The sequence below is a fragment of the Nonomuraea helvata genome, assembly GCF_039535785.1.
Lineage (GTDB): Bacteria > Actinomycetota > Actinomycetes > Streptosporangiales > Streptosporangiaceae > Nonomuraea > Nonomuraea helvata.
Genome location: NZ_BAAAXV010000002.1, coordinates 65819 through 85807 on the forward strand (window position 1 = coordinate 65819; position 19989 = coordinate 85807).

26 protein-coding genes and 2 pseudogenes are annotated in these 19989 nt (G+C 70.6%); 14 read left to right on the top strand and 14 right to left on the bottom strand.

The window, feature by feature from the left end; all coding sequences use genetic code 11:
• Positions 1-21: 21 nt before the first annotated feature.
• Positions 22-960 carry a hypothetical protein gene (locus tag ABD830_RS16140; RefSeq protein WP_344987827.1) on the top strand — a complete coding sequence of 313 codons (939 nt, stop codon included), beginning with the start codon at positions 22-24 and terminating at the stop codon, positions 958-960.
• Positions 961-1061: 101 nt separating this feature from the next.
• Here the strand turns inward: ABD830_RS16140 and ABD830_RS16145 are convergent, their stop codons facing one another.
• On the bottom strand, positions 1062-1844 hold the full coding sequence (locus ABD830_RS16145; protein WP_344987828.1) for a helix-turn-helix domain-containing protein: 783 nt from the start codon (positions 1842-1844) through the stop codon (positions 1062-1064).
• An 87-nt stretch (positions 1845-1931) separates the two neighbouring features.
• On the opposite strand from ABD830_RS16145, the gene ABD830_RS16150 reads away from it, so the two are divergent.
• Positions 1932-2321, top strand: a complete 390-nt coding sequence (locus tag ABD830_RS16150) for a nuclear transport factor 2 family protein (protein ID WP_344987829.1) — start codon at positions 1932-1934, stop codon at positions 2319-2321.
• Here ABD830_RS16150 and ABD830_RS16155 read toward each other — a convergent pair.
• Positions 2260-2925 carry a TetR/AcrR family transcriptional regulator gene (locus tag ABD830_RS16155; protein WP_344987831.1) on the bottom strand — a complete coding sequence of 222 codons (666 nt, stop codon included), beginning with the start codon at positions 2923-2925 and terminating at the stop codon, positions 2260-2262. The genes ABD830_RS16150 and ABD830_RS16155 overlap by 62 nt on opposite strands.
• A 56-nt stretch (positions 2926-2981) precedes the next feature.
• Between ABD830_RS16155 and ABD830_RS16160 the strand changes: the two genes are divergently transcribed.
• The gene (locus ABD830_RS16160) at positions 2982-3323 is read left to right on the top strand and encodes a cupin domain-containing protein (protein WP_344987833.1); all 342 of its coding nucleotides are present in this window, start codon (positions 2982-2984) and stop codon (positions 3321-3323) included.
• Position 3324: 1 nt separating this feature from the next.
• On the opposite strand, the pseudogene ABD830_RS16165 reads toward ABD830_RS16160, so the two are convergent.
• From ABD830_RS16165 to ABD830_RS16185, 5 genes and pseudogenes are all read right to left on the bottom strand, one after another.
• Positions 3325-3498, bottom strand: a pseudogene (locus tag ABD830_RS16165) (aldo/keto reductase); the annotation flags it as partial.
• A gap of 69 nt (positions 3499-3567) precedes the next feature.
• Positions 3568-4140, bottom strand: a complete 573-nt coding sequence (locus ABD830_RS16170; RefSeq protein WP_344987835.1) for a GNAT family N-acetyltransferase — start codon at positions 4138-4140, stop codon at positions 3568-3570.
• Positions 4141-4163: 23 nt separating this feature from the next.
• A complete protein-coding gene (locus ABD830_RS16175) occupies positions 4164-4916 on the bottom strand; it encodes an ABC transporter permease (protein WP_344987838.1) in 753 nt (250 codons plus the stop codon).
• 59 nt (positions 4917-4975) lie between these two features.
• Positions 4976-5338 (bottom strand): ATP-binding cassette domain-containing protein, encoded by a 363-nt coding sequence (locus tag ABD830_RS16180; RefSeq protein WP_486348594.1) that lies wholly within the window; start codon positions 5336-5338, stop codon positions 4976-4978.
• Positions 5312-5757 (bottom strand): annotated as a pseudogene (locus tag ABD830_RS16185) (ATP-binding cassette domain-containing protein); the annotation flags it as partial. The pseudogene ABD830_RS16185 and the gene ABD830_RS16180, both read right to left, overlap by 27 nt.
• Before the next feature lie 148 nt (positions 5758-5905).
• Here ABD830_RS16185 and ABD830_RS16190 point away from each other — a divergent pair.
• The 3 genes from ABD830_RS16190 to ABD830_RS16200 all read left to right on the top strand — a co-directional run bounded on the left by ABD830_RS16190 (position 5906) and on the right by ABD830_RS16200 (position 7769).
• Positions 5906-6694, top strand: coding sequence for a PhzF family phenazine biosynthesis protein (locus tag ABD830_RS16190; protein ID WP_344987840.1), 789 nt, complete (start codon positions 5906-5908; stop codon positions 6692-6694).
• A gap of 35 nt (positions 6695-6729) precedes the next feature.
• Positions 6730-7497, top strand: a complete 768-nt coding sequence (locus ABD830_RS16195; RefSeq protein WP_344987842.1) for a class I SAM-dependent methyltransferase — start codon at positions 6730-6732, stop codon at positions 7495-7497.
• Positions 7498-7568: 71 nt separating this feature from the next.
• On the top strand, positions 7569-7769 hold the full coding sequence (locus ABD830_RS16200; RefSeq protein WP_486348595.1) for a GrpB family protein: 201 nt from the start codon (positions 7569-7571) through the stop codon (positions 7767-7769).
• Between the two features lie 12 nt (positions 7770-7781).
• Here ABD830_RS16200 and ABD830_RS16205 read toward each other — a convergent pair whose 3' ends face one another.
• Positions 7782-8780, bottom strand: a complete 999-nt coding sequence (locus ABD830_RS16205) for a zinc-dependent alcohol dehydrogenase family protein (RefSeq protein WP_344987844.1) — start codon at positions 8778-8780, stop codon at positions 7782-7784.
• Between the two features lie 93 nt (positions 8781-8873).
• On the opposite strand from ABD830_RS16205, the gene ABD830_RS16210 reads away from it, so the two are divergent.
• The 3 genes from ABD830_RS16210 to ABD830_RS16220 all read left to right on the top strand — a co-directional run bounded on the left by ABD830_RS16210 (position 8874) and on the right by ABD830_RS16220 (position 10248).
• Positions 8874-9179, top strand: coding sequence for an ArsR/SmtB family transcription factor (locus ABD830_RS16210; RefSeq protein ID WP_344987846.1), 306 nt, complete (start codon positions 8874-8876; stop codon positions 9177-9179).
• A 79-nt stretch (positions 9180-9258) separates the two neighbouring features.
• Positions 9259-9816, top strand: coding sequence for a TetR/AcrR family transcriptional regulator (locus tag ABD830_RS16215; protein ID WP_344988704.1), 558 nt, complete (start codon positions 9259-9261; stop codon positions 9814-9816).
• Positions 9817-9852: 36 nt separating this feature from the next.
• Positions 9853-10248: a tautomerase family protein gene (locus ABD830_RS16220; RefSeq protein WP_344987848.1), complete on the top strand. Its 396-nt coding sequence runs from the start codon at positions 9853-9855 to the stop codon at positions 10246-10248.
• Here the strand turns inward: ABD830_RS16220 and ABD830_RS16225 are convergent.
• The gene (locus tag ABD830_RS16225; protein ID WP_344987850.1) at positions 10243-10710 is read right to left on the bottom strand and encodes a MarR family winged helix-turn-helix transcriptional regulator; all 468 of its coding nucleotides are present in this window, start codon (positions 10708-10710) and stop codon (positions 10243-10245) included. The two genes, ABD830_RS16220 and ABD830_RS16225, sit on opposite strands and share 6 nt — an antisense overlap.
• A 67-nt stretch (positions 10711-10777) precedes the next feature.
• Between ABD830_RS16225 and gap the strand changes: the two genes are divergently transcribed.
• Positions 10778-11782 carry a type I glyceraldehyde-3-phosphate dehydrogenase gene (gene gap / locus ABD830_RS16230; protein WP_344987852.1) on the top strand — a complete coding sequence of 335 codons (1005 nt, stop codon included), beginning with the start codon at positions 10778-10780 and terminating at the stop codon, positions 11780-11782.
• 81 nt (positions 11783-11863) lie between these two features.
• Here the strand turns inward: gap and ABD830_RS16235 are convergent, their stop codons facing one another.
• A complete protein-coding gene (locus ABD830_RS16235) occupies positions 11864-12721 on the bottom strand; it encodes an alpha/beta fold hydrolase (RefSeq protein WP_344987854.1) in 858 nt (285 codons plus the stop codon).
• Positions 12722-13085: 364 nt separating this feature from the next.
• On the opposite strand from ABD830_RS16235, the gene ABD830_RS16240 reads away from it, so the two are divergent.
• Both ABD830_RS16240 and ABD830_RS16245 read left to right on the top strand, forming a co-directional pair.
• The gene (locus ABD830_RS16240; RefSeq protein ID WP_344987856.1) at positions 13086-13790 is read left to right on the top strand and encodes an alpha/beta fold hydrolase; all 705 of its coding nucleotides are present in this window, start codon (positions 13086-13088) and stop codon (positions 13788-13790) included.
• A gap of 1 nt (position 13791) precedes the next feature.
• On the top strand, positions 13792-14454 hold the full coding sequence (locus ABD830_RS16245) for a winged helix-turn-helix transcriptional regulator (RefSeq protein WP_344987858.1): 663 nt from the start codon (positions 13792-13794) through the stop codon (positions 14452-14454).
• On the opposite strand, the gene ABD830_RS16250 is transcribed toward ABD830_RS16245, so the two are convergent.
• Both ABD830_RS16250 and ABD830_RS16255 read right to left on the bottom strand, forming a co-directional pair.
• Positions 14448-16247 carry a bifunctional sugar phosphate isomerase/epimerase/4-hydroxyphenylpyruvate dioxygenase family protein gene (locus ABD830_RS16250; protein WP_344987860.1) on the bottom strand — a complete coding sequence of 600 codons (1800 nt, stop codon included), beginning with the start codon at positions 16245-16247 and terminating at the stop codon, positions 14448-14450. The genes ABD830_RS16245 and ABD830_RS16250 overlap by 7 nt on opposite strands.
• Before the next feature lie 20 nt (positions 16248-16267).
• On the bottom strand, positions 16268-17113 hold the full coding sequence (locus ABD830_RS16255; protein ID WP_344987862.1) for a shikimate dehydrogenase: 846 nt from the start codon (positions 17111-17113) through the stop codon (positions 16268-16270).
• A 346-nt stretch (positions 17114-17459) separates the two neighbouring features.
• Here ABD830_RS16255 and ABD830_RS16260 point away from each other — a divergent pair, with 346 nt between their 5' ends.
• Positions 17460-18239: a hypothetical protein gene (locus ABD830_RS16260; protein ID WP_344987864.1), complete on the top strand. Its 780-nt coding sequence runs from the start codon at positions 17460-17462 to the stop codon at positions 18237-18239.
• Positions 18240-18542: 303 nt separating this feature from the next.
• On the opposite strand, the gene ABD830_RS16265 is transcribed toward ABD830_RS16260, so the two are convergent.
• Entirely contained in the window at positions 18543-18923 is a 381-nt protein-coding gene (locus ABD830_RS16265; RefSeq protein ID WP_344987866.1) for an ester cyclase, read from the bottom strand.
• Positions 18924-19004: 81 nt separating this feature from the next.
• Between ABD830_RS16265 and ABD830_RS16270 the strand changes: the two genes are divergently transcribed.
• Complete coding sequence (locus ABD830_RS16270) at positions 19005-19469, top strand: MarR family winged helix-turn-helix transcriptional regulator (RefSeq protein WP_344987868.1); 465 nt, start codon at positions 19005-19007, stop codon at positions 19467-19469.
• Between the two features lie 19 nt (positions 19470-19488).
• Here the strand turns inward: ABD830_RS16270 and ABD830_RS16275 are convergent, their stop codons facing one another.
• On the bottom strand, positions 19489-19950 hold the full coding sequence (locus ABD830_RS16275; RefSeq protein ID WP_344987870.1) for an NUDIX domain-containing protein: 462 nt from the start codon (positions 19948-19950) through the stop codon (positions 19489-19491).
• Positions 19951-19989: the final 39 nt, after the last annotated feature.

Sequence of the window (19989 nt, forward strand, 5' to 3'; positions counted from 1 at the left end):
TCGGACCTCTGGAGGAAACAGATGAAGCTCGCGACAGCACCGGTCCGGCCGCTGATCGCCGTCGGGGCCGGCCTGGCCGCCGTGGGCACCGCCGCCCTGCTGGGCCTGCCGAGCGTCGCGAAGGCGCCGGAGACGCGGCTCGCGGCCGCCGCGTCGGCTCCGCCTGAAGGCGCCTACTGGCATACGAGGGTGCTGACCCAGCGCACCGGTCCCCGCCAGATGGGCAGCGGCGCGAATCGCTACTGGGTGGTGGAGCAGGATCTCAGCGAGGAATGGACCGCGCCCGACGGCAAGGCCTGGTTCGGATACCGGAAGGCGGGGGCGTACCCGAAGAGCGCGGCGGACCGGAAGGCGTGGCGCCGTGACGGCTCGCCGGCCAAGTGGACCCGCACGGCCGACGGCCAGGTCGTGAAGCTGTCGACCGAGCCGGACAAGGGCCACGTCGGGCCCGTACGCGGCAACGACGACAAGTTCTTTCTGGCCGGGCAGAAGTTGACGTACGAGGAGGTCCAGCGACTGCCCGCGGACCCGAACGCGTTGAAGTCCTGGCTCTCCGAGGCCGCGCGGGTCTCACGGGTCAAGCAGAACAACGTGGACCAGTACATCACCGGGGCGCTGCCGGGGATGCTCAATCAGCTTCCGGCGCCCAAGAACGTCCGCGCCGCGGCCTACCAGCTCTTGCTGACGATGCCCAGTGTCCGTTCGCAGGGAGAGACCAAGGACAGCATGGGCAGAGCCGGCGCGGCCCTGTCGATCGATCACCCGAAGGCCGATCAGAAGAACGGACTGACGATCAAGGAGGAGACCGAAATGATCGTGGACACCGGCACGATGCTGCTGCTGTCCGAGGGCCGGACGACCGCGATCACCGGCAAGCTGTCCCTCAACGAGACCAGCACCCAGATCGTGCTCGAGGCCGGCTGGACCAACACCGCGCCGGCCGTGCCCGCCCTGCCGTAGCGTCGCCCGCACCGGCCTGTGGCGGCGACGAGTTCACGGCCGGCTTCCGTCGCCCCGCGCTCTTTCGCGAGCGCGGGGCGGCGCCGGTCGCAAGCTCCCGATCAGCCGGCTCGGGCGTCGGCGTCGGGCTTCGTGAAGTAGGCGGCGCTCTCCTCGTCCGCCGGGTAGTACGACTCGATCGCGACCTCGTCCAGCGTGATGTCCATCGGGGTCCCGAACGTGGTGGTGGTCGAGAACAGCCGCACTTCTCGCCCGCCGAAGCAGAAGATCATCGGGATCACGACCTCGGACTCGATCGGGTGGCTCGCGTCCTCGGAGTAGGGAGCCAGCAACTCCTCGTAGAGCGCAGCGAGCGCTGGGTCGGGAGCAGTGGCGAGCTGACGCGTGATCCGGGCACGGAGCACCGCCCGCACCTCGGCGAGATTGACGATCCGTGGAGCGAGCCCGCGCGGGTCCAGTCCCAGCCGCACCATGTTGATCGGCGGCTTCAGCAGGTCGGGGGCGACGTCCGCGAGGAACGGGTTCAGAGCGCGATTGGTCATCACGATGTTCCATCGGCGATCGATGACCAGCGCCGGGAACGGCTCGTGCGCCCGGAGCACCCTTTCGATCGCGCCCCACGCCGCCGACAGGGTGTCACGGTCGAGCGGCCGCTCGGCGTAGCGGGGGGCGAAGCCGGCGGCGAGCAGCAGCCGGTTGCGCTCACGCAGCGGCACATCGAGCTGATCCGCGAGCCGGAGGACCATGTCGGCGCTCGGTCTGGACTTGCCGGTCTCGACCAGGCTGACGTGACGGGCCGAGACGTCGGCGGCGATCGCGAGATCGAGCTGGCTGAGCCGCCGGCGCTGCCGCCACTGCCGCAGCAGCTCCCCCACCGTGTACATGATCGCCGATGCTACTCCTCGTGGCGCCGTACGCCATGAAATGGGACTTCATCGACAACGGTCGCGACGGACGGAAACACTGCGTCCATGACTGCAGAGAACAAGAGCATCGTCCAACGCGCGCTGACGGAACTGGTCAGGACGGGTGACGTCGAAGCGCTGGCGCCGTTGCTGAGCGATGACTTCGTCCATCACCGGCCGGATTCGACCTCGTCGACCAAGGCGGAATGGCTCGCCGCCGTGCGCGCCGCGCTCGTCCCGCTCGCCGGCATGCGGGTCGAGATCCAGCACGTGCTGGCCGACGGTGATCACGTGGTGATGCACTCGCGGCGCCGGCTTCCTGGCGAGGAGCCGGGGATCGCGGTCGTCGACATCTGGCGGCTCGACGATGGGCTGATCGCCGAGGGGTGGGAGATCATCGAGCCGGTGGCGCAGGCGGCCGCCCATCTGGTGTGGTGGGAGTCCGCTGATCGCTGACCTGGCTGCCAGGCCGGTGTTCGTCGAGGGCTGCGGTGAGCAGGGCGCGGGCTGACCAGCGCATGGTGTCGGCCGCTTGCCGGCGGGTGAGTCCGGCGATGTCGGTGAGCCAGATCAACGACTCGATGCCGGTGGCCGAGCGTATGGTCACGGCCAGCCGGTGCAGGTCGAGGCCGGGGTGGGTGTGGGCGAGCGGGGCCAGGGCGTCTTCGATCCAGCCGATGGCCCGCCCGCCGCGCAGAGGCGGCTGGCCGGTGTCGGGGTGCAGGGACAGGCGCAGCGAGGTGCGCAGTTGCGGTTCCCAGTCGAGGGTGAGCTGGATGAAGGCGGTCATCACCAGGTCCAGCCGGGCCTCGGGGTCGGCCGGCGGGTCCGGGGGGAGCAGGGAGGCCTGTTCGATCTGGGGATGGACGGCGGCCAGCAAGGCGTACTGGTTGGGGAAGTAGCGGTAAGCAGTGGTGCGGGAGATCCCGGCCGCGGCGGCGGCGTCCTCTACGGTGGGGTCGGCGCCGTCGGCCAGCAGGCGGCGGGCGGCCTCGACCAGGGCTCCGCGAGTGCGGGCCTTCTGCTGGTGCCGGCCGGTCAGCTCATATGGTACTGACATGCCCATCATGGTACCGTCGTCCCATATAGCGGTGTGGCGAACCCTGCGAGGTGTCCATGAGCGCCGATCCCGCGGTGACGAATCCGGATCTCTACACGGTGGTCTTCGAGAACGAACGGGTGCGGGTGCTGCGCTACCGGGACCGGCCCGGCGACGCGACCAGCCCGCACGGCCACCCGGACAGTGTGATGATCACCCTGTCGTCCTTCACCCGCCGCCTGGCCGCCGGTGATCAGCAGGTCGAGCTCGCCCTGGAAGCGGGGCAGGTGCGCTGGCTCAGCGCGCAGGAGCACGCCGGGCAGAACATCGGCGGCACCGAGACACACGCGATCTTCGTCGAGCTCAAGGAATCGGCGAGTGTCGTCTCCACCGGAACGGCACTCGGTCCGCAGGCGTGAGGCCGGGGCCGGGTGGCGAGTACGGCACGAAGCCGATGCCCGGCTCGCGGAGCACCGGCAGCACCCGCTCCTCGACGTCCCGGGTCCACAGCGAGTACTCCGACTGGACGGCGGCGACCGGGCGCACGGCGTGGGCGCGGCGGATCGTCTCCGGCCCGGCCTCCGACAGGCTGAAGGAGGTACGGCTGTCACCCCCGAACGGGCGTCACTCCCTCAGCCGCGCGGACGACGAACTCGCCGTCCGCTACGAGGTGGCCGTTCTCGCCGAATGGGTGTGACCGGCGTCATCGAGAGCGATCCAGTAGCGGCGCTTCACCCCGATTTCGGTGCTGCGCACATCCTCCAGGACGCCGCCGTTTCTCTCGATGGTGCGTGCCGAACCGACGTTGTCGTCGTCACAAGTGAGAAGGACTCGGTCCAGACCGAGCCCCTGCGCCTTGCGCAGAACTGCTCCCAGCGCCCACGTGGCCACTCCTTGTCTTCTGGCAGAAGGCCGGATGCTGTAGCCGATGTGTCCGCCGACTTCCAGCAGAAAGTCGTTCAGATAGTGCCGAAGGTCGATGGCTCCGAGGTAGGTCTCGCCGTCGACGATCCACCAGTGGGTGGCGTGAACGCGTTCTTCGCCGACAGGCAGCGACGGGTCTGACTGCTGGTGCAGCCGCTCGACCCATGAGGCGAACACTTCCGGACTGTCGAGGTCATCGTCATCAACCAGCCGCAAACCGGCCCCGTCCTGGTGCGCACCAGGCGGCCACTCGTCGCGCGCTGCGAGCCACGAGGAATGCAGCCGTCCCGTGGGAGCGATCAGTTCGGTCATGCGATGGACGATAACAGCACGGTTCAGGCGCCTGAGCGCCGGAACAGGCGGGCGCCCGCGAGCAGGCAGAGCGCGGTCAGGACGAGCGTCACGGCGGCGCCGACCAGGATGGTGGCGCCGGTGTAGTGGCCGAGGAAAGCCTCGCGTACCGCATCGACGGTGTAGCGGAAGGGCACCACGCGCGACAGGCCGTCCAGCCAGCCGGGGGCGAGGCTCATCGGGAGCAGCAGGCCGGACAGCAGCATGAGCGGCATGCCGGCCGTGTTCGCGATGGCGGCGAACTCCGGCGGCGTGGCGACGTTCATGGCCAGCCCGTACGACAGCGCCGACAGAGCGGCCGCGAGCACGCCGACGAACAGCAGCCCGATCACGATTCCGGCCAGCGGCGCACGCAGCCCGAAGGCCAGGCCGAGGAGCACGAGCAGGACGGACTGGGTCAGCAGTTGGACGACGTCCCGCAGCACGCGGCCCAGCAGCAGGGCAAGCGGGCGCACAGGCGTGACCCGCATGCGGTCGATCACGCCGAGGTTGCGGTCCATCAGCAGGCCGAGGCCGACGAAGGAGCCGCCGAGCAGGGCGAGCTGGACCAGCACGCCGGGCACCAGCGCCTGCCAGGACGAGCCGCCGATCCCCAGGTCGAACCGGGTCAGCAAGGGCCCGAACAGCGCCAGGAACAGCAGCGGCTGCAGCATGCCGAAGAACAGGTTGGTCTTGGAGCGGAGCGTGGCGCGCAGGTAGCGGCCGAAGATGACGGCGGTGTCGCCGAGGAGAGTCATGGTTCTCGAGTCTTTCGGATGGTTCAGATCTTTCGGGTGGTTCAGATCTTTCGGGTGGTTCAGATGGCGATGGGCTCGTCGCTGGTGGCAGCGCGGCCGGTGATGGAAAGGAAGGCGTCTTGGAGGCTCGCGGCGGGATTTCCGGTGAAGCGGCTCTTGAGGTCGGCGGGCGTGCCTTCGGCGACGATCTCGCCGGCGTCCACGACCACGATGCGGTCGGCGAGCACGTCGGCTTCGTCCAGGTAATGGGTGGTCAGGAACACCGTGGTTCCGTGCTCGGCGCGGATGCGCCGGACCAGGTCCCACAGCTCCGCGCGGCTGCCCGGGTCGAGCCCCGTGGTGGGCTCGTCGAGAAAGAGCACCTGCGGCCGGTTGACCAGGCCGAGCGCGATCTCCAGGCGCCGGCGCTGGCCGCCGGACAGAGCGGCGGTGGGCCGGTCCATCAGGTCGAGCAGCGCCAGGTCGTGTGCCAGTTCCTCGGCCCGCTCGCACGCCTCGCTCTTGGACAGCCGGTGCAGCCGGCCCTGCGTGACGAGTTCCTCTCGTACGCCGCACGCGGGATCGAGGCCGCCGGACTGCGCGACGTACCCGATGCGGCGCCGCACGCCCGCCGGATGCGCAGCAGGTCGTGCCCGGCGATCTCGACCGACCCGCCCGTGGGCGGCAGAAGCGTGACGAGCATGCGAAGCGTGGTGGTCTTGCCGGCGCCGTTGGGTCCGAGAAAGCCAAGGATCTCGCCGGGCGCCACGGTGAGGTCGATGCCGCGTACGGCGTGCACGGTTCCGCTCTTCAGCTGGAACGTCCGGGTGAGGCCCCGGGCGTGGATGACGGATGAGGACATGCCGTAGAGGAAACCACACTCCAGTGCAAAATTGCAATTGACTTTAATTTTGGTACGGACTCCACCGCGCTGGGACCCACCGAACTCGTCGGCTGCACAGGGAGCCCGGGTGCCCGCCCAGAGAATCCAGGGGCATACGATCACCGCTGTGATCGCCTGGTTCCTTGTTGACGCGTTCGCCGAGCGTCCCTTCACCGGCAACCCCGCGGCAGTCGTCCGGCTCGGCGCTGCCGCGGATGAGGGGTGGATGCGGCGGGTCGCGGCCGAGCTGCAGCAGCCCACCACCGTGTTCGTCTGGGCGGATGCGGACCGGTGGCGGATCCGCTGGTTCACCCCGACGCACGAGCTGCCGCTGTGCGGACACGCCACATTGGCCGCCACCCATGTGCTGGATCAAGACCACATCGTCTTTCACCACGGCGGCGGCGCACTGAGCGTGCGCCGCCATCACGGGCGTATCTGGCTGGAGTTCGGCGGCGTCGCGGTCACCGAAGGCCCGATCCCCCAGGACGTGCTGGATGCGCTCGGGCTCGCGGAGGCTGCGGGATTCGCGAGCAACGACGCCGAGTACGTCGTCACGCTCGACACGGCCGCGCAGGTGGCGCAGATACGGCCGGACATTCAGCGCATTCTGCGCCTGCCCGTCGGCCGGGTGATCGTGACGGCGCCCGGCGGCGAGGACGCCGACTTCACCTCGCGCGTCTTCGTGCCCGCCCACGGGCTGGATGAGGATCAGGTGACCGGTTCGGCACATGCCGTGCTGGGACCGCTGTGGGCGGCCCGTCTCGGCCGTACCCGGCTGGAAGCGGTCCAGGCTTCGGCACGGCGGGGGCGTCTGGCGCTGCGGATCGAGGACGGCCACGTCCATGTCGGCGGCCATGCCGTGACCGTCAGCCGTGGCGAACTGATGGACGCGACTGTCGCCGGACCGGGCTGAGCGGGCCCAGCCGCCAAGATAGGTAGTGTGGCGGCGTGTCGAGTGGCGGGCTCTTTGCCGGGACAGGGGTGTTCTACGCGCGGTTCCGTCCGGGCTATCCGAAGGTTTTCTTCGACGATCTGGTCCGGCGCTTCGGGCTCGACGGCTCGGGGCGCCTGCTCGACCTGGGCTGCGGCACCGGCCAGCTGGCCATTCCGCTTGCCGGGCACGTCGCGGAGGCGGTCGGTGTCGATCCTGAGCCGGACATGCTCGCCGAGGCCGCCCGTCAGGCGCTCGCGGGCGAGGTCGGCAATGTGACGTGGGTGCGCGCCAGTTCAGCGGACCTGCCGGACACGTTGGGACGGTTCCGGCTGGTGACCATGGGGCGCTCGTTCCACTGGATGGATCGTGAGCAGGTGCTGGGAGCGCTGGCCGGCATGGTGGAGGACGGCGGCGGCGTGGTGATCGCCAATGACGGCTGCCTGGCGCGGGCGGTCGTGCCGTGGCAGCACGCCATCGAAGAGGTGCAGCACCGTTTCATAGGACCCCAGGTCAGCGCCGGCGGGACACCGGCCAGGCCGCACGGAGCGGTGCTGGCTGACTCAGCGTTCCGGGACGTCACCCGGGTGGTCCACGAGTTCGAACGGTCGTGGACCACGGACCGGATCATCGGCTACCTCTACTCGACCTCGCTCCCCCTGCGGCGGCTGCTCGGCGATCGGCGGCCCGCCTTCGAGCAAGAACTCGCCGACGCTCTGCTGGCGGCCGATCCGAGCGGGCGTTTCGTCGAACCGGTGACACTCGAAGTGCTGATTGCCAGGTAGCCGGCCGGTTCCCGGCCTGGCGGCCAAGCCGGTGATCGACGTCCACGTGCGCGAACAAGGCAGCTTCTCCCCTGCTGGCACGCGACTACCTGCGTGTCCACCCGGACGCCGCGGCGGAGTTCGCGAGGGTGAAGCGGCGGTGCGCGGAGGAGTTCCGCGACGAGCGGCAGAAGTACGTCGCCGCCAAGGACCCGTACGTCCGGGACATTCTGCGACGTGCCGACGCGTGGGCCCAGAGGACCGGCTGGAGACCCGGTCCGAGCGACGCGTGAGCGGCGCCCTGGTCAGTGCGCCACGGTGACCACGATCTTGCCGAACTGGATGTTGGACTCCATGTGCCGATGCGCCTGCACGATCTCCTCCAGCGGGAACAGCCGGTCCACCACGGAACGGAAGGCCCCGGTACGCAGGCCGGATGCGACGAACGCCGCGGCGCGGCGCATCCGCCCGGCGTTCCTGGTGATCTCGTGCACCGTGTACGTGCGCAGGTTCAGCGCGGGCATGCCCAGCTCGAACCCCGGATAGGGCGTCGGCTGCCCGCTCTGCCCGCCCCACAGGAACAGCGTCCCGTCGGCGGCCACGGCCCTGGCCAGGTCCACCACGCCAGGACCGGCGACGGCGTCGAAGACGTACTCGGCGCCCCTGCCGCCGGTCAGCGCCAGCACCCGTTCCGCCACGTCCTCCTCCTCGGAGACGATCACCTCGGCCGCGCCCTCCTCGAGCAGCCGCTGCCGCTTGGCGCGGGTGCGCGTGACGGCGATCGGCGTGGCGCCCACGCGGTCGGCCGTGTGGATCGCGGCCAGGCCGACGCTGCTGGAGGCCGCGTTCAGCACCGCCACGTCGCCGGCCCGCATCCCGCCCACCTCCACCATCGCGCCGTACGCGGTGAGGTAGGGCATCCACACCGAGGCGCCGGAGACGGCGTCCACCCCGTCGGGGCGGTGCAGGAGGGCGGACGCCGGCGCGATCGCCCGTTCGGCGTACATGCCGTAGTCGTTGTACGAGAAGGACGGCACGACGCTGACCGCCTGCCCCACCTCGAAACCGGTCACCCCCGGTCCGACCGCCTCGATCACACCGGCGGCCTCCGAGCCGAGCCCGGCGGGCAGGTGCTTGACCGGCTCGATGTACCGGCCGCTCCGGAACAGGGCCTCTGCCCGGTTGATCCCGATCGCGTCCACCCGGAGCCGCACCTCCCCCGGCCCCGGCTCGCCTGTCTCCACCTCCTCCAGCCGCATCACCTCGGGCCCACCGATCTCGTGGAACCGCACGGTCCTCGCCATGCCAACCATCCTTCGCTCGCTGTGAACGCGACTCACTCAAGCGCATAAGTACGATCGCTGTCAAACTTCGATGCCTGTCGTACTATGGGGCCCATGGGACGCACGCCGCCACACCCCGAGGTGTCACAGTTCGACCTCCAGCAGGTGCTGGAGGCCCTCGTCGATCCGGTACGCCGGAGCATCGTCACGCAGCTCGACGCCGCCGGCGAGGACATCAAGTGCGGCGATTTCGACATACCGGTCAGCAAGTCCACCGCCACCCACCACTTCAACGTGCTGCGCGAGGCAGGCCTGATCCGGCAGTACTACGTCGGGACCTCGCGGATGAACACTCTGCGCCGCGCCGACATGGAGGAGGCGTTCCCAGGGCTGCTCGACGCCCTCACCAGAGCGCGCTGACCTCCTGGCAGCGGAGCCGGAGCAAGGCTTCCCCGGGGTTGTTTCTGTACCTACTAGTATGTACGCTCGCAACGTGGACATGAGAGAACGGCTGATCGAGAGCACCCGAGAGCTGCTGTGGGAGCGCGGGTACGTGGGCACCTCGCCGAAGGCCATCCAGCAGCGGTCCGGGGCGGGCCAGGGCAGCATGTACCACCACTTCCGCGGCAAGCCCGACCTGGCGCTGGCCGCGATCGCCCGCAGCGCCGACGACATGCGCGTCCGCGCGGAGGCGGAGCTCTCCGGCTCCGCGAGCCCGCTCCAGCGGATCACCGTCTACCTGCGCCGGGAGCGGGACGCCCTGCGGGGCTGCCCGGTGGGCCGCCTCACCCAGGACCCGGACGTGATGGCCGATCCCGAGCTGCGCCGCCCGGTCGAGGAGACGTTCGCCTGGCTGCGCACCCGGCTCGCCGGGGTCCTCGCGGACGCGCGGTCACAGGGCGAGCTGGACGCCTCGCTCGACCCGGCGGCCACCGCCACCGCGCTCGTCGCCGTGCTGCAGGGCGGTTACGTGCTGGCCCGTGCCGCCGGCGACGCGGAGGTGTACGCGCAGGCCGTTGACGGCGCGCTCGGCCTGCTCGCCGGCCACGCCCGCTAGGGCCGTACGGAAAAAATCCTTAGAAAGGACGAAATCATGCCCTTTGTTCGTATCGATGCGCTCCGTGCAGACGAGAAGCGGCTGGACGCCCTGGGCCGGGCCGTACACGATGCCCTGGTCGACGCCATCGGCATCCCGCCGGACGACAGGTTCCAGGTGCTCACCGGCCACGACGGCACACACCGCATGATCCGCTACGACGCCGATTACCTCGGCGTACACCGGGACGACGACCTCGTGTTCGTCGCCATCACGATGCGCTCGGGCCGCACGGCGGAGCAGAAGCAGGCCCTCTACCGCAGGATCGCCGATCTCGCCGAGGAGTACGCGGGCACCGAGCCGCGGAACGTGTTCGTCACGATCAGCGAGAACCAGCCGATCGACTGGTCGTTCGGCGACGGCGTCGCGCAGTACGCCGAGGCCGGCCTATGAGCCCGCCTTCTTGGCGGACGCGCGCCCGAGCTCGGCGAGGCGGGTCAGGGCGGGCAGCGCGCCGGCGATCGCCCGGCGCTGCTCGGCGGTCAGCTGGGCGACCAGCGGGGCCAGGTGGCGCATCCGGTCGTCGTGGCGGGAGCGCCCGATCCGGCGGCCCGCCTCGGTGATGTGGATGAGGACCGCGCGCCCGTCACTCGGGTCGGGACGGCGCTCCACCAGCCCGTCGCGCTCGAGCCGGGTGACCAGCTGCGTGATGGCCGGCTGACTGACCTGCTCGGTCCTCGTCAGGTCGGTCAGCCGCATCGGGCCGCCGCCGAAGGCGAGGGTGTCCAGCACCGACAGCGTCGTGAACGACAGCTTCTCCAGCGTGGGGAGGCGGATGTAGAAGCGGTTGAAGCTCTCGATGGCCGTGGCGAAGGCGTCCACGTCCAGGTCGTCGTCATCGGGAAGGTCGTCCACCCCTCCAAATATACATCGAAAATTTATATAAGATGCTTATGATGTAGGCCCGCGAGAGGAGATACATATGACTGTTCGTGTTGGTATCAATGGCTTCGGGCGGATCGGGCGCAACGTCTTCCGCGCTGCCGCCGCCCGGGGCGCCGATCTGGAGATCGTCGCGGTCAACGACCTCGGCGACGTGGCGACCATGGCCCACCTGCTGGCCTACGACTCGATCCTGGGCCGTTTCCCCGGCGAGGTCGTCGCCGAGCCGGGAGCGATCCGCGCCGGCGACGCCACGATCGAGGTGCTGGCCGAACGCGACCCCGCCGACCTGCCGTGGGGAGACCTGGGCGTGGACGTGGTGATCGAGTCCACCGGCGTCTTCACCAGCGCCGCCAAGGCCCGCGCCCACGTGGACGGCGGAGCGAAGAAGGTCATCATCGCCGCCCCCGCGAGCGGTGAGGACGTCACGATCGTGCTCGGCGTGAACGACGACGCCTACGACCCGGAGCGGCACACGATCATCTCCAACGCCTCCTGCACCACCAACTGCCTGGGAGTGCTGGCCAAGGTGCTGCACGACGCGGTCGGCATCGACTCCGGGATGATGACGACCGTGCACGCGTACACCCAGGACCAGAACCTCCAGGACGCCCCGCACAAGGACCTGCGCCGTGCCCGCGCGGCGGCGCTGAACATCGTGCCCACCTCCAGCGGCGCCGCCAAGGCCATCGGCCTGGTCCTGCCCGAGCTCCAGGGCCGGCTCGACGCCTTCGCCCTGCGGGTGCCCGTCCCGACCGGCTCGGTCACCGACCTGACCGTCACCACGCGCCGCCCGACCACCGTTCAGGAGGTCAAGGAGGCGTACGCCGAGGCCGCCGCCGGCCCGTACAAGGGCCTGCTGACCTACACCGAGGCGCCCATCGTCAGCACCGACATCGTCACCGACCCCGCCTCCTGCGTCTTCGACGCCCAGCTGACCCGGGTGCTCGGCTCGCAGGTCAAGGTCGTCGGCTGGTACGACAACGAGTGGGGCTACTCCAACCGCCTCATCGACCTCGCGCTGCTGGTCGGCGGCACGCTGTAGAAGCTCGTTGCTCGCCTGGCGTCTCCTCGCGCCGGAATCCCGCGAGGAGACGCCAGGACGAATCCGCCGGGCGACCGGCTGTCAAGGGGTGAAGAAGCGCCGCAGCTCCTGCACCACCCGTTCCGGCCGGCCGCCGCGGTCGGCGTTCCAGGGTGCTCCGTGGTCCAGGCCGGCCAGTTCCACCCGCCTGACCCGTGGCAGCACGTGCTCCAGCGCTGTCAGAGACGCCTTCTGATAGGGGACGCTCCTGGAGCCGCCGAGCAGGAGGACCTCGGCATGCATGGCGCGAAAGTCCTCCAGCCGTCCCTCCATCTCGATGAGGACCCCGACATCCTGCAAGAGGGTCGGTGCGAGGTCCCGCATCGGCACATACTGGCCGGATCCGGTGCGATCCTCCCTCCGCATCCCCTGCTCGCTCCCCAGCGCGAGCAGGCGGCGCGGCATGGCCCGCATGAAGGCCGGGCCCATCTGGGCGCCCTTGAGGGCGGTGACCAGGGCGTCGGCCGTCCTGCCCACGGCGAGTTCGCGCTCGAACCTGGCCAGCCAGGCGGTGGGAGCGGTGAACGCGCCAGGCTCGTAGACGGCGAGCTTGTCGACGGCGTCGGGCAGCGTCAGCGCGGCCTGCAGCGCGATGGTGCCGCCGACGCTGAGGCCGAACAGGTAGCGGGCGCCGGTCTTCGTGATGACCGCCTCCAGGTCCGCCACGTCCTGCTGGATGCCGTGGCCGGGACGGTAGGGTCCGCTCATGCCACGCCCGCGGCGGTCGGGCAGGTAGACGGTGTACGTGTCGGCCAGTGCCTGGGCCTGCTGGATGTGGTTGTAGGCCGATCCCATGCCGCCGTGGGAGATGACCAGGCCGGGACCGCGGCCCACCTGGTAGTAGCCGATGGTGGTGCCGTCGGCGGAGGTCACGGTCAACTCGTTGATCTTGTTGCTCAAGGGGTTCTCCTTGGGGACGGGAGACCCGCGTATCCTCGGCGCGCCCCCTCGACGGCGATCACGGCTGTGCTGCCGTAGATGTCGGCGCCCCGTACGACGCCTGTGGCCTGGCGTCCGTCACTGCCTGCCGCCTCGGCGACGATCGTGAAGCCGGCGGTCGGCCGCCGGTCGGGTGACGTCCCCTCCGGCCTGGCCGCCCGCCGCGCGATTCACGACCGCCTCGACGGCGCCCGCCCTACACCGTCCTCATAGCCCACCTGCCAGGCGTTTCGACGGAACGCCCTGGCGTAGCTCAGATGACTTCTCGATGCCGTAAATTACACTTCAAAAAGAAGAAGTAGTAACTTTCAACAGAGGGACTCTCATGACCGTTTTCGTGCTCGTGCATGGTGCCTGGCATGGCCCGTGGGCCTGGGACCGGGTCACTCCGCTGCTGCATCAGGCCGGCGCGCACACCGTCACGCCCGCCCTCACTCTCGACGGCGACACGGGACTGCACCGGCACGCCGACGAGGTCGCCGCGGTTCTCGACGCCCTGGCCGACCGGCCAGCGGATGACGTGGTCCTGGTCGGGCACAGTTACGCCGGCCTGGTGGTCCGGCAGGCCGCCGACCTCCGGCCGCACCTGGTCAGCCAGGTCGTCCTGGTGGACGGATGGGCGGGTGGCGACGGATCCAGCCTGTTCGACCTGGCGCCCGATTCCTTCGTGACGGCGATTCGTACCGCCGCCGAGGCCCGCGGAGGCGGTACGACGGTGCCGGCTCCTCCCCCGGCCGCGTACGGCATCACCGACCCGGCGGATGCCGCCTGGCTCGCCGACCGGCTGACGCCCCAGCCGTTGCGGACCTTCACGGAGCCGACCCGTTTGACGGGGGCGGTGGACAAGGTCCCCGGGACGGGCATCTACTGCCGGCCCGTGACGTACCCCTTCGACCGGTTCGCGGCCGAGCTGGGCTACCGGTCGATCCCTCTGGACGGACCCCACAACGTGATGCTCAGCGACCCCGAGGCGCTCGCCCGGCTTCTCCTTCAGGTCGCCGACCACCGTGACCACGGAAACGAGAATTGAGGTGGAACGGAGCTACAACCAGTATTGCGCGACCGCGCGCACCCTCGACATCGTCGGCGAGCGCTGGACGCTGCTGCTGATCCGCGAGCTGCTCACCGGCCCCAAACGCTTCGGCGACCTGCAGCACAACCTGCGTGGCCTGGGGACCGGCCTGTTGGCATCCAGGATGAAGAGCCTGGAACGCCACGGACTGGTGCAGAAGGTCACGCTTCCCCCGCCGGCACGCACGCCCGCCTACGCTCTGACGCAGGCCGGCGAGGAGCTCGGCCCGGTGGTGCTGGACCTGGCCCGCTGGGGCCTGAAGTGGGCGATGGAGGATCCCCGCGACGAGGAGTCCTTCCATCCCGGCTGGGCCGTGCTCGGCCTGCAAGCCTGTTTCCAGGCCGAAGCCGCCGCCGGGCTACGCGCGATCTACGAGTTCCGCGTGGGGGGCGAGACCTTCCACGCCCGCGTGCATGACGGCACCCTGGAGACGGTCCACGGGCCGGCTCAGTACCCCGATGCGACCATCACGACCGACGATCAGACCTTCCGCGACATCGCCGCGGGCACGGTCACGCTCGCGGGCGCGCTCGAGAGCCACGCCGCCTCGGCGACCGGTGACCGTGACGCCCTGCGCGCGCTGCACACGCTCTTCCGCCTGCCGTCGCGCACACCTCAGTGATGCCCGGCGTGCTGAATGGCGAGGCGGACGGGGGCGTTCGCGGCGCCGTACCCCTGATATCCGGCCGTACGCTGGACGATCTCGAAGAAGACGCGTCCTACGGTGACGGTGTACAGGTGCAGGAACTCGCCGTGCTCGTCGCGGTCGTACAGCACGCCCAGCTCCCTCAGCTCGGGATCGACGTCGTCGTGGCGGGCCTCGAGGTCGTCGTAGTAGTTGGCGGGGATGGGCAGCAGCAGGTCCGGGTGCTCGGCGCGCAGGCGGCGGGCGATGGCCACGATGTCGTCGCAGGCCAGTGCGACGTGCTGCCACCGGAGGTCTTCCGTGCCGACCTGGGCGAGGTTGATGACCATCCGTACGCGCCCGCCGGGGTCCGCCATGGCCTTGCTGCGCAGCAGCCCGTACGGGTCGGGCACCTCCAGGCTCTCCTGCGGGCTCAGCCCGAGCACGCTGCGGTAGAACAGCTCCGCCTCGTCGAACTGGTGCCACGGCTGCGTCAGCGCCACATGGTCGATCCGGGTGATCTCACCGGGAACCGGCCCCGAAGGGCCGAAGCCGTCGAGCCAGGCGGTGTCGCAGAAGAAGATCTGTGTGCCGTCGGGGGCGGCGACGGCGTCCAGGCGCGCTTCCCTGGGCGCGCGCTCGCGCGGCAGCACCGGTGACAGCAGCGACTCCGCGTGCTTGACCGCCGCGCCGGGGTCAGGGCTGTCGAGGCCGATGGCGACCAGCGCGGGGTCCCCGCCAGTGGCGCTGCCGGTGGCGCTGCCGGTGGCGCTGCCGGTGGCGCTGCCGGTGGCGCTGCCGGTGGCGCTGCCGGTGGCGTTGAGCAGCAGCCGCGCTCCGCCCTGCTCCCACAGCTCGACCGGTTTCGTGGCATGTGTCCCGGTACGTGCGAAGCCGAGCGCGCTGAGCACCCCACTCAGGGAGCCCGGGCCGGCCAGCTCGGCGAAGGCGAAGCCGGTGGGCACGGCCGGGTGTGCGGCTCCGTACAGGGTGTCCTCCAGGGCGATGAGCGAGCGCATGCCGTCACGCGCCGTACGGCCGGTCTCGGCCTGGCGGAAGTGGTCGTTGAACACCTCCAGCGACAGCGGCCCGGCGTAGCCGGCGTTCAGCGCGTGGCGGACCAGCCCGGCCACGTCGAAGCCGCCCTGGCCGGGGAAGCAGCGGTAGTGGCGGCTCCACTGCAGCACGTCCATGGCGAGCAGCGGCGCGTCGGCGAGCTGCAGGAAGAAGACCTTCTCCCCGGGGATGGCCTCGATGCCGATCGGGTCAGAGCCGCGCGAGAGGATGTGGAAGCTGTCCAGACAGGTGCCCAGGTTGGGGTGGTCGGCCATGTGGACGATCCGCCAGGCGTGCAGGTACTCGTTGACGTGCCGTCCCCAGGCCAGCGCCTCGTACGCGATGCGGATCCCGTGCTCGGCGGCCCGTTCGGCCAGCAGCCGCAGCTGGGCGGCCGCCAGCTCGTCGTCGCCGGCGGCCTGCGGCGAGACGTTGGAGCAGACCAGCAGCAGGTCGGCGCCGAGGCGCTCCATGACGCGGAACTTGTGCCCGGCGCGGCGCAGGTTGCGTTCGAGCCGGTCGGCCGGGACCGCCTCGAAGTCGCGGAACGGCTGGTAGAGGTCGATGCCGAGCCCGAGGTCGGCGGCGCGGGCCCGGATCTCCTCGGGCGGCAGCGGGCAGGTGAGCAGGTCGTTCTCGAAGATCTCCACGCCGTCGAACCCGGCGGCGGCGATGGCCTCCAGCTTCTCGATCAGGGTGCCGCTCACCGACACGGTGGCGATGGACTTGCGCACGTCTCCTCCTCGCAGACAGTTCAGACGGTCACCAGGTCGGTCAGGTGGGCGAGCATGCGTTCGGCGTCGGGCTCGCGGCCGGTGAACAGGCGGAAGGCGTGCGCGGCCTGGAAGACGACCATGCCGCCGCCGTCCAGCGTCCGGCAGCCCATCGCCCGCGCCTGTTTGAGCAGCTCGGTCTCCAGCGGCCGGTACACGATGTCCGCTACCCACAGGCCTGGATGCAGCACCGACGCCGGAAGCGGCAGGCCGGGGTGGTGCGCCATGCCGGTGGGCGTGGCGTGCACCAGCCCGTCGGCCCCGGCCAGCAGCGACGGCAGGTCGTCGCGGCCGGCGGCGCGTGCCCGCCCGGCGCCGAAGCGGGAGCCCAGCTCGTCCGCCAGCCGCGCCGCCCGGGCATGGTCGGCGTCGACGACCGTGATCCGGTCGGCGCCCAGGGTGAGCAGCGCGTGCGCCACGGCCGCGCCCGCGCCGCCCGCGCCGAGCTGCACCACCCTGCGGGTGACGGCGTCGGGCAGGCCACGGGCGAACGACTCGGCGAACCCGGTCCAGTCGGTGTTGTGCCCGATGGCGCACTCGCCGTCGAAGACGACGGTGTTGACCGCGCCGAGCATGCGGGCGTCCGGTGACAGGTCGTCCAGGTGCGGGATGACGGTCTGCTTGCACGGGTGGGTGATGTTGAGCCCGTCGTAGCCGAAGCGGCGCGCGGTGCGTACCAGCTGTCCGACGTCCAGCCCGAGCCGGTCGGTGTCGAGCAGCCGGTAGACGTAGTGCAGCCCGTGGTGGACGGCCTCCCGCTCGTGCAGCGGCGGGCTGAGCGAGGGGCCGATGCCCGAGCCGACCAGCCCGGTCAGGAACGAGGCCATCAGTTCTTCCTCTCGAGCGGTAAGACAGACGCCTCCTAATGTACGTACTAGTGAGTTAGTTGACCAGAGAGCACGCTCACGCTCACCGCGCGGGGCCAGGAACTGCTGGCCGCCTGCGCCGAGGCAACGGCCGAGATCGACGCGGAGCTGACCGAAGGGCTCCCCCCGAGGAGGCGGAGGTGCTGCGCGGCGCCATGCGGAAGCTGGCCCGCCGCAACGGACTGCCCGCCGACTGGGCATCCCGGGGCAAGAATTCGCCAGGTCATGGTGATCCGCGGGTTGTACCAGCGTGGGGCGGCCCCCGCGCGGTATGACGACCCCAGCGAGTGATCGGGGGGAGCCGGTGGTGAGGGCCTGGGTGGCGGTGCTCGCGGCCGCCGCGGTGCTGGCGGGCGGTTGCGGCGGCGAACCCGGCGGGTCCGGCGCCGGCCAGGGCGGGCCCGGCCCGCGGACGGCCGCGCCGGCGCTCATCACGATGGAGCCCGTCCCGCCCGCGGGCAGCGGGGAGCTTCCCGAGGCCGAGGCCCGGGTGGGCCTTGACTGCCAGACGATGCTGCGGAACCGCGATTTCGAGGCCGGGGCCGAGAAGATGGGACGGGTGGCGTCCTCCGGCGCCGCCACGGACGGCGAACGGGCCATCGCGCGGGTCTGCGAGGCGGCGGCGAACGCGAACATGAAGAAGTTCCACAAGGCCATGCGTATCGCCGACCAGGCCAAGGGGGATCTCGACGCCCTTCCCCCCGCGCTGCGCATGCAGGCGCTGGAACTCCTCTACCACACGGAGCTGGTCAGCGCCGCGGGCGTGGGCGACACCGGCAAGGCGCGAGAGGCCTTTGACCATCTCACGGAGCTCGGGCGCGATCCGAGCAGCTACGTCGGCGACGCGTGCGCGGTGGCGCCGGACCCGGCCGCCTTCCCGGAGTGCACGACGGCCACCGCGACGGCCACCGGGTCCCCGCCCGCTGAGCAGGGATCACCGGCGCCCCGGCCCGAGGAGTCGAGCACCGAGCCGACAGGTCCGGTGGAGGAGACCACCTCCCACGGCAGTGTCACCGAGCCGCCCGGCGAGGTGACCTCGGAGCCGGCGGAAACCGGAACCGGCGGTCCCACGTCGAGAGAGTCGTGAACCCCGCGCGCACGCCTGCCTGATCCGCTCCTGCACCCGTCATCGCACCGCCACGACCTGGTCGCTCGCGGTGACGGCCGCGCTCGGAGCCGTCGCTCTCGGGTGATGTACAGCTGGTCGCTGGACATCAGGTTCAACCCGCGGCAGGCGCTCTCCCCCGCGGGCCAGGATCGCCCAGCGCAGGGTCTGCGCGGCGCTCCTGCCGGTGCTGCCGTTGCGGGCGGTCACCGACCACGCGCGGCGGCGGGGGCAGGAGACGGCCGACCGGTACAGGGCCCACTCGGCGATGCTGCGGAGGGAACGTCATCCCCTCGCGCCCACGAGGGAGCTGGAGTCGATGACCGGCCAAATCTCGGCCACCTTGCCGTCCTCCATGCGGAAGATGACGCAGGCGCGCACCTCCAGCGGCTTGCCGGTGGGCGGGAATCCGAAGAAGTCTCCCTCGTGCGTGCCGTGCAACGTCCACCGGGTGGCCACCCGGTCGCCTTCGGCGATCATGTCCTCGATGTCGAAGCGCATGTCGGGAAGCGCCGAGCGGAGGTAGCGGGCGGTCCGCTTGAGCGCCTCGGGGCCGGTGACGTCGCCGCCTCGGGGCGCGAAGCCGGGGCCGACGATCTCGTCGGCGACGTCGAGGTCGTCGGCGTTGAGCACCTCGTCGTAGAAGCGCTTGATGACATCCTTCATCGTGCCTTCCTTCCGATAAGCTAGCCACTAGAGAGCCATATCTCTAGTTTTCCTAGACACTTTGAACGCTAAGGAGTTTCGATGGCGATGTCAAGGCGTGCCGAGCTCGTGGCCCAGTTGCTCGACGCGCTGCGCCGTACCAACGCGCTCTCGGTGGCGATGAGCCAGGGCGCCGCGGAGCGGATCGGCGTCAACACCACCGACCTGCACTGCCTCAACCTGCTCAGTGACGGCCCGCTCACGGCGAGCGAGCTGGCCAGGCGCGCGGGCATCACGACCGCGTCCGTGACCGGGGTGATCGACAGGCTCGAGGCGGCGGGGTACGTGCGGCGCGAGCGTGACAGCGTCGACCGCCGCAAGGTCGTGGTGACGCTCCTGGCCCAGGAGGCCGCGCAGGTGATCGCCCCGGTGTTCGCCCCGTTCGTACGGGCGTGGCGCGGCGCGATGGACGGCTACACCGACGAGCAGCTGGAGCTGATCGCCGACTTCCTGGGCAGGACGGAGGAGGTCTTCCAGTCGGAGGTCGGGCGCATGCGCGCCCGGTGACGGCGGGAGGGGCGAGGCGTCAGGCCATCCGCCGAAGGCTGCGCAGGACCCACGGCGGGCAGTCGGGATGCGCCTCGGCCTCCTCGATGGTCAGCCAGATCAGCTCGGCGACCTCCTCAGGAGCGGCCGCCACCGGGCGGGCCCGCGGCGGCAGCTCGCCGCGGAAGACCACGTTGATCACTGGGTCGCCGTCGTCGGTCACGAAGAAGGCGCTGTCCACGTAGGTGAGGTCGGTGCCCGTCAGGTCGACGCCGACCTCCTCCGCGACCTCCCGGCGCGCGGTCTGCTCGAGAATGCCGGCCCCGGCCCCGGCCCCGTCCGCCTCAGCCTTGCCGCCCACGCCGGCCAGCGTGCCGGCGGCGTGGGCCTCCTGGCGGCCGCGCCTGATGAGGAGCCAGCGGCCGTCCCGTTCCAGGAAGACCTCGACGTTGACCACGAAGGCCGGCCGACCGGCCCGGGTGGTGCAGGGGGTGATCGTCATGGGGGAACACTATGCCCGCGCCTCCCTGGGCCGGAAAGG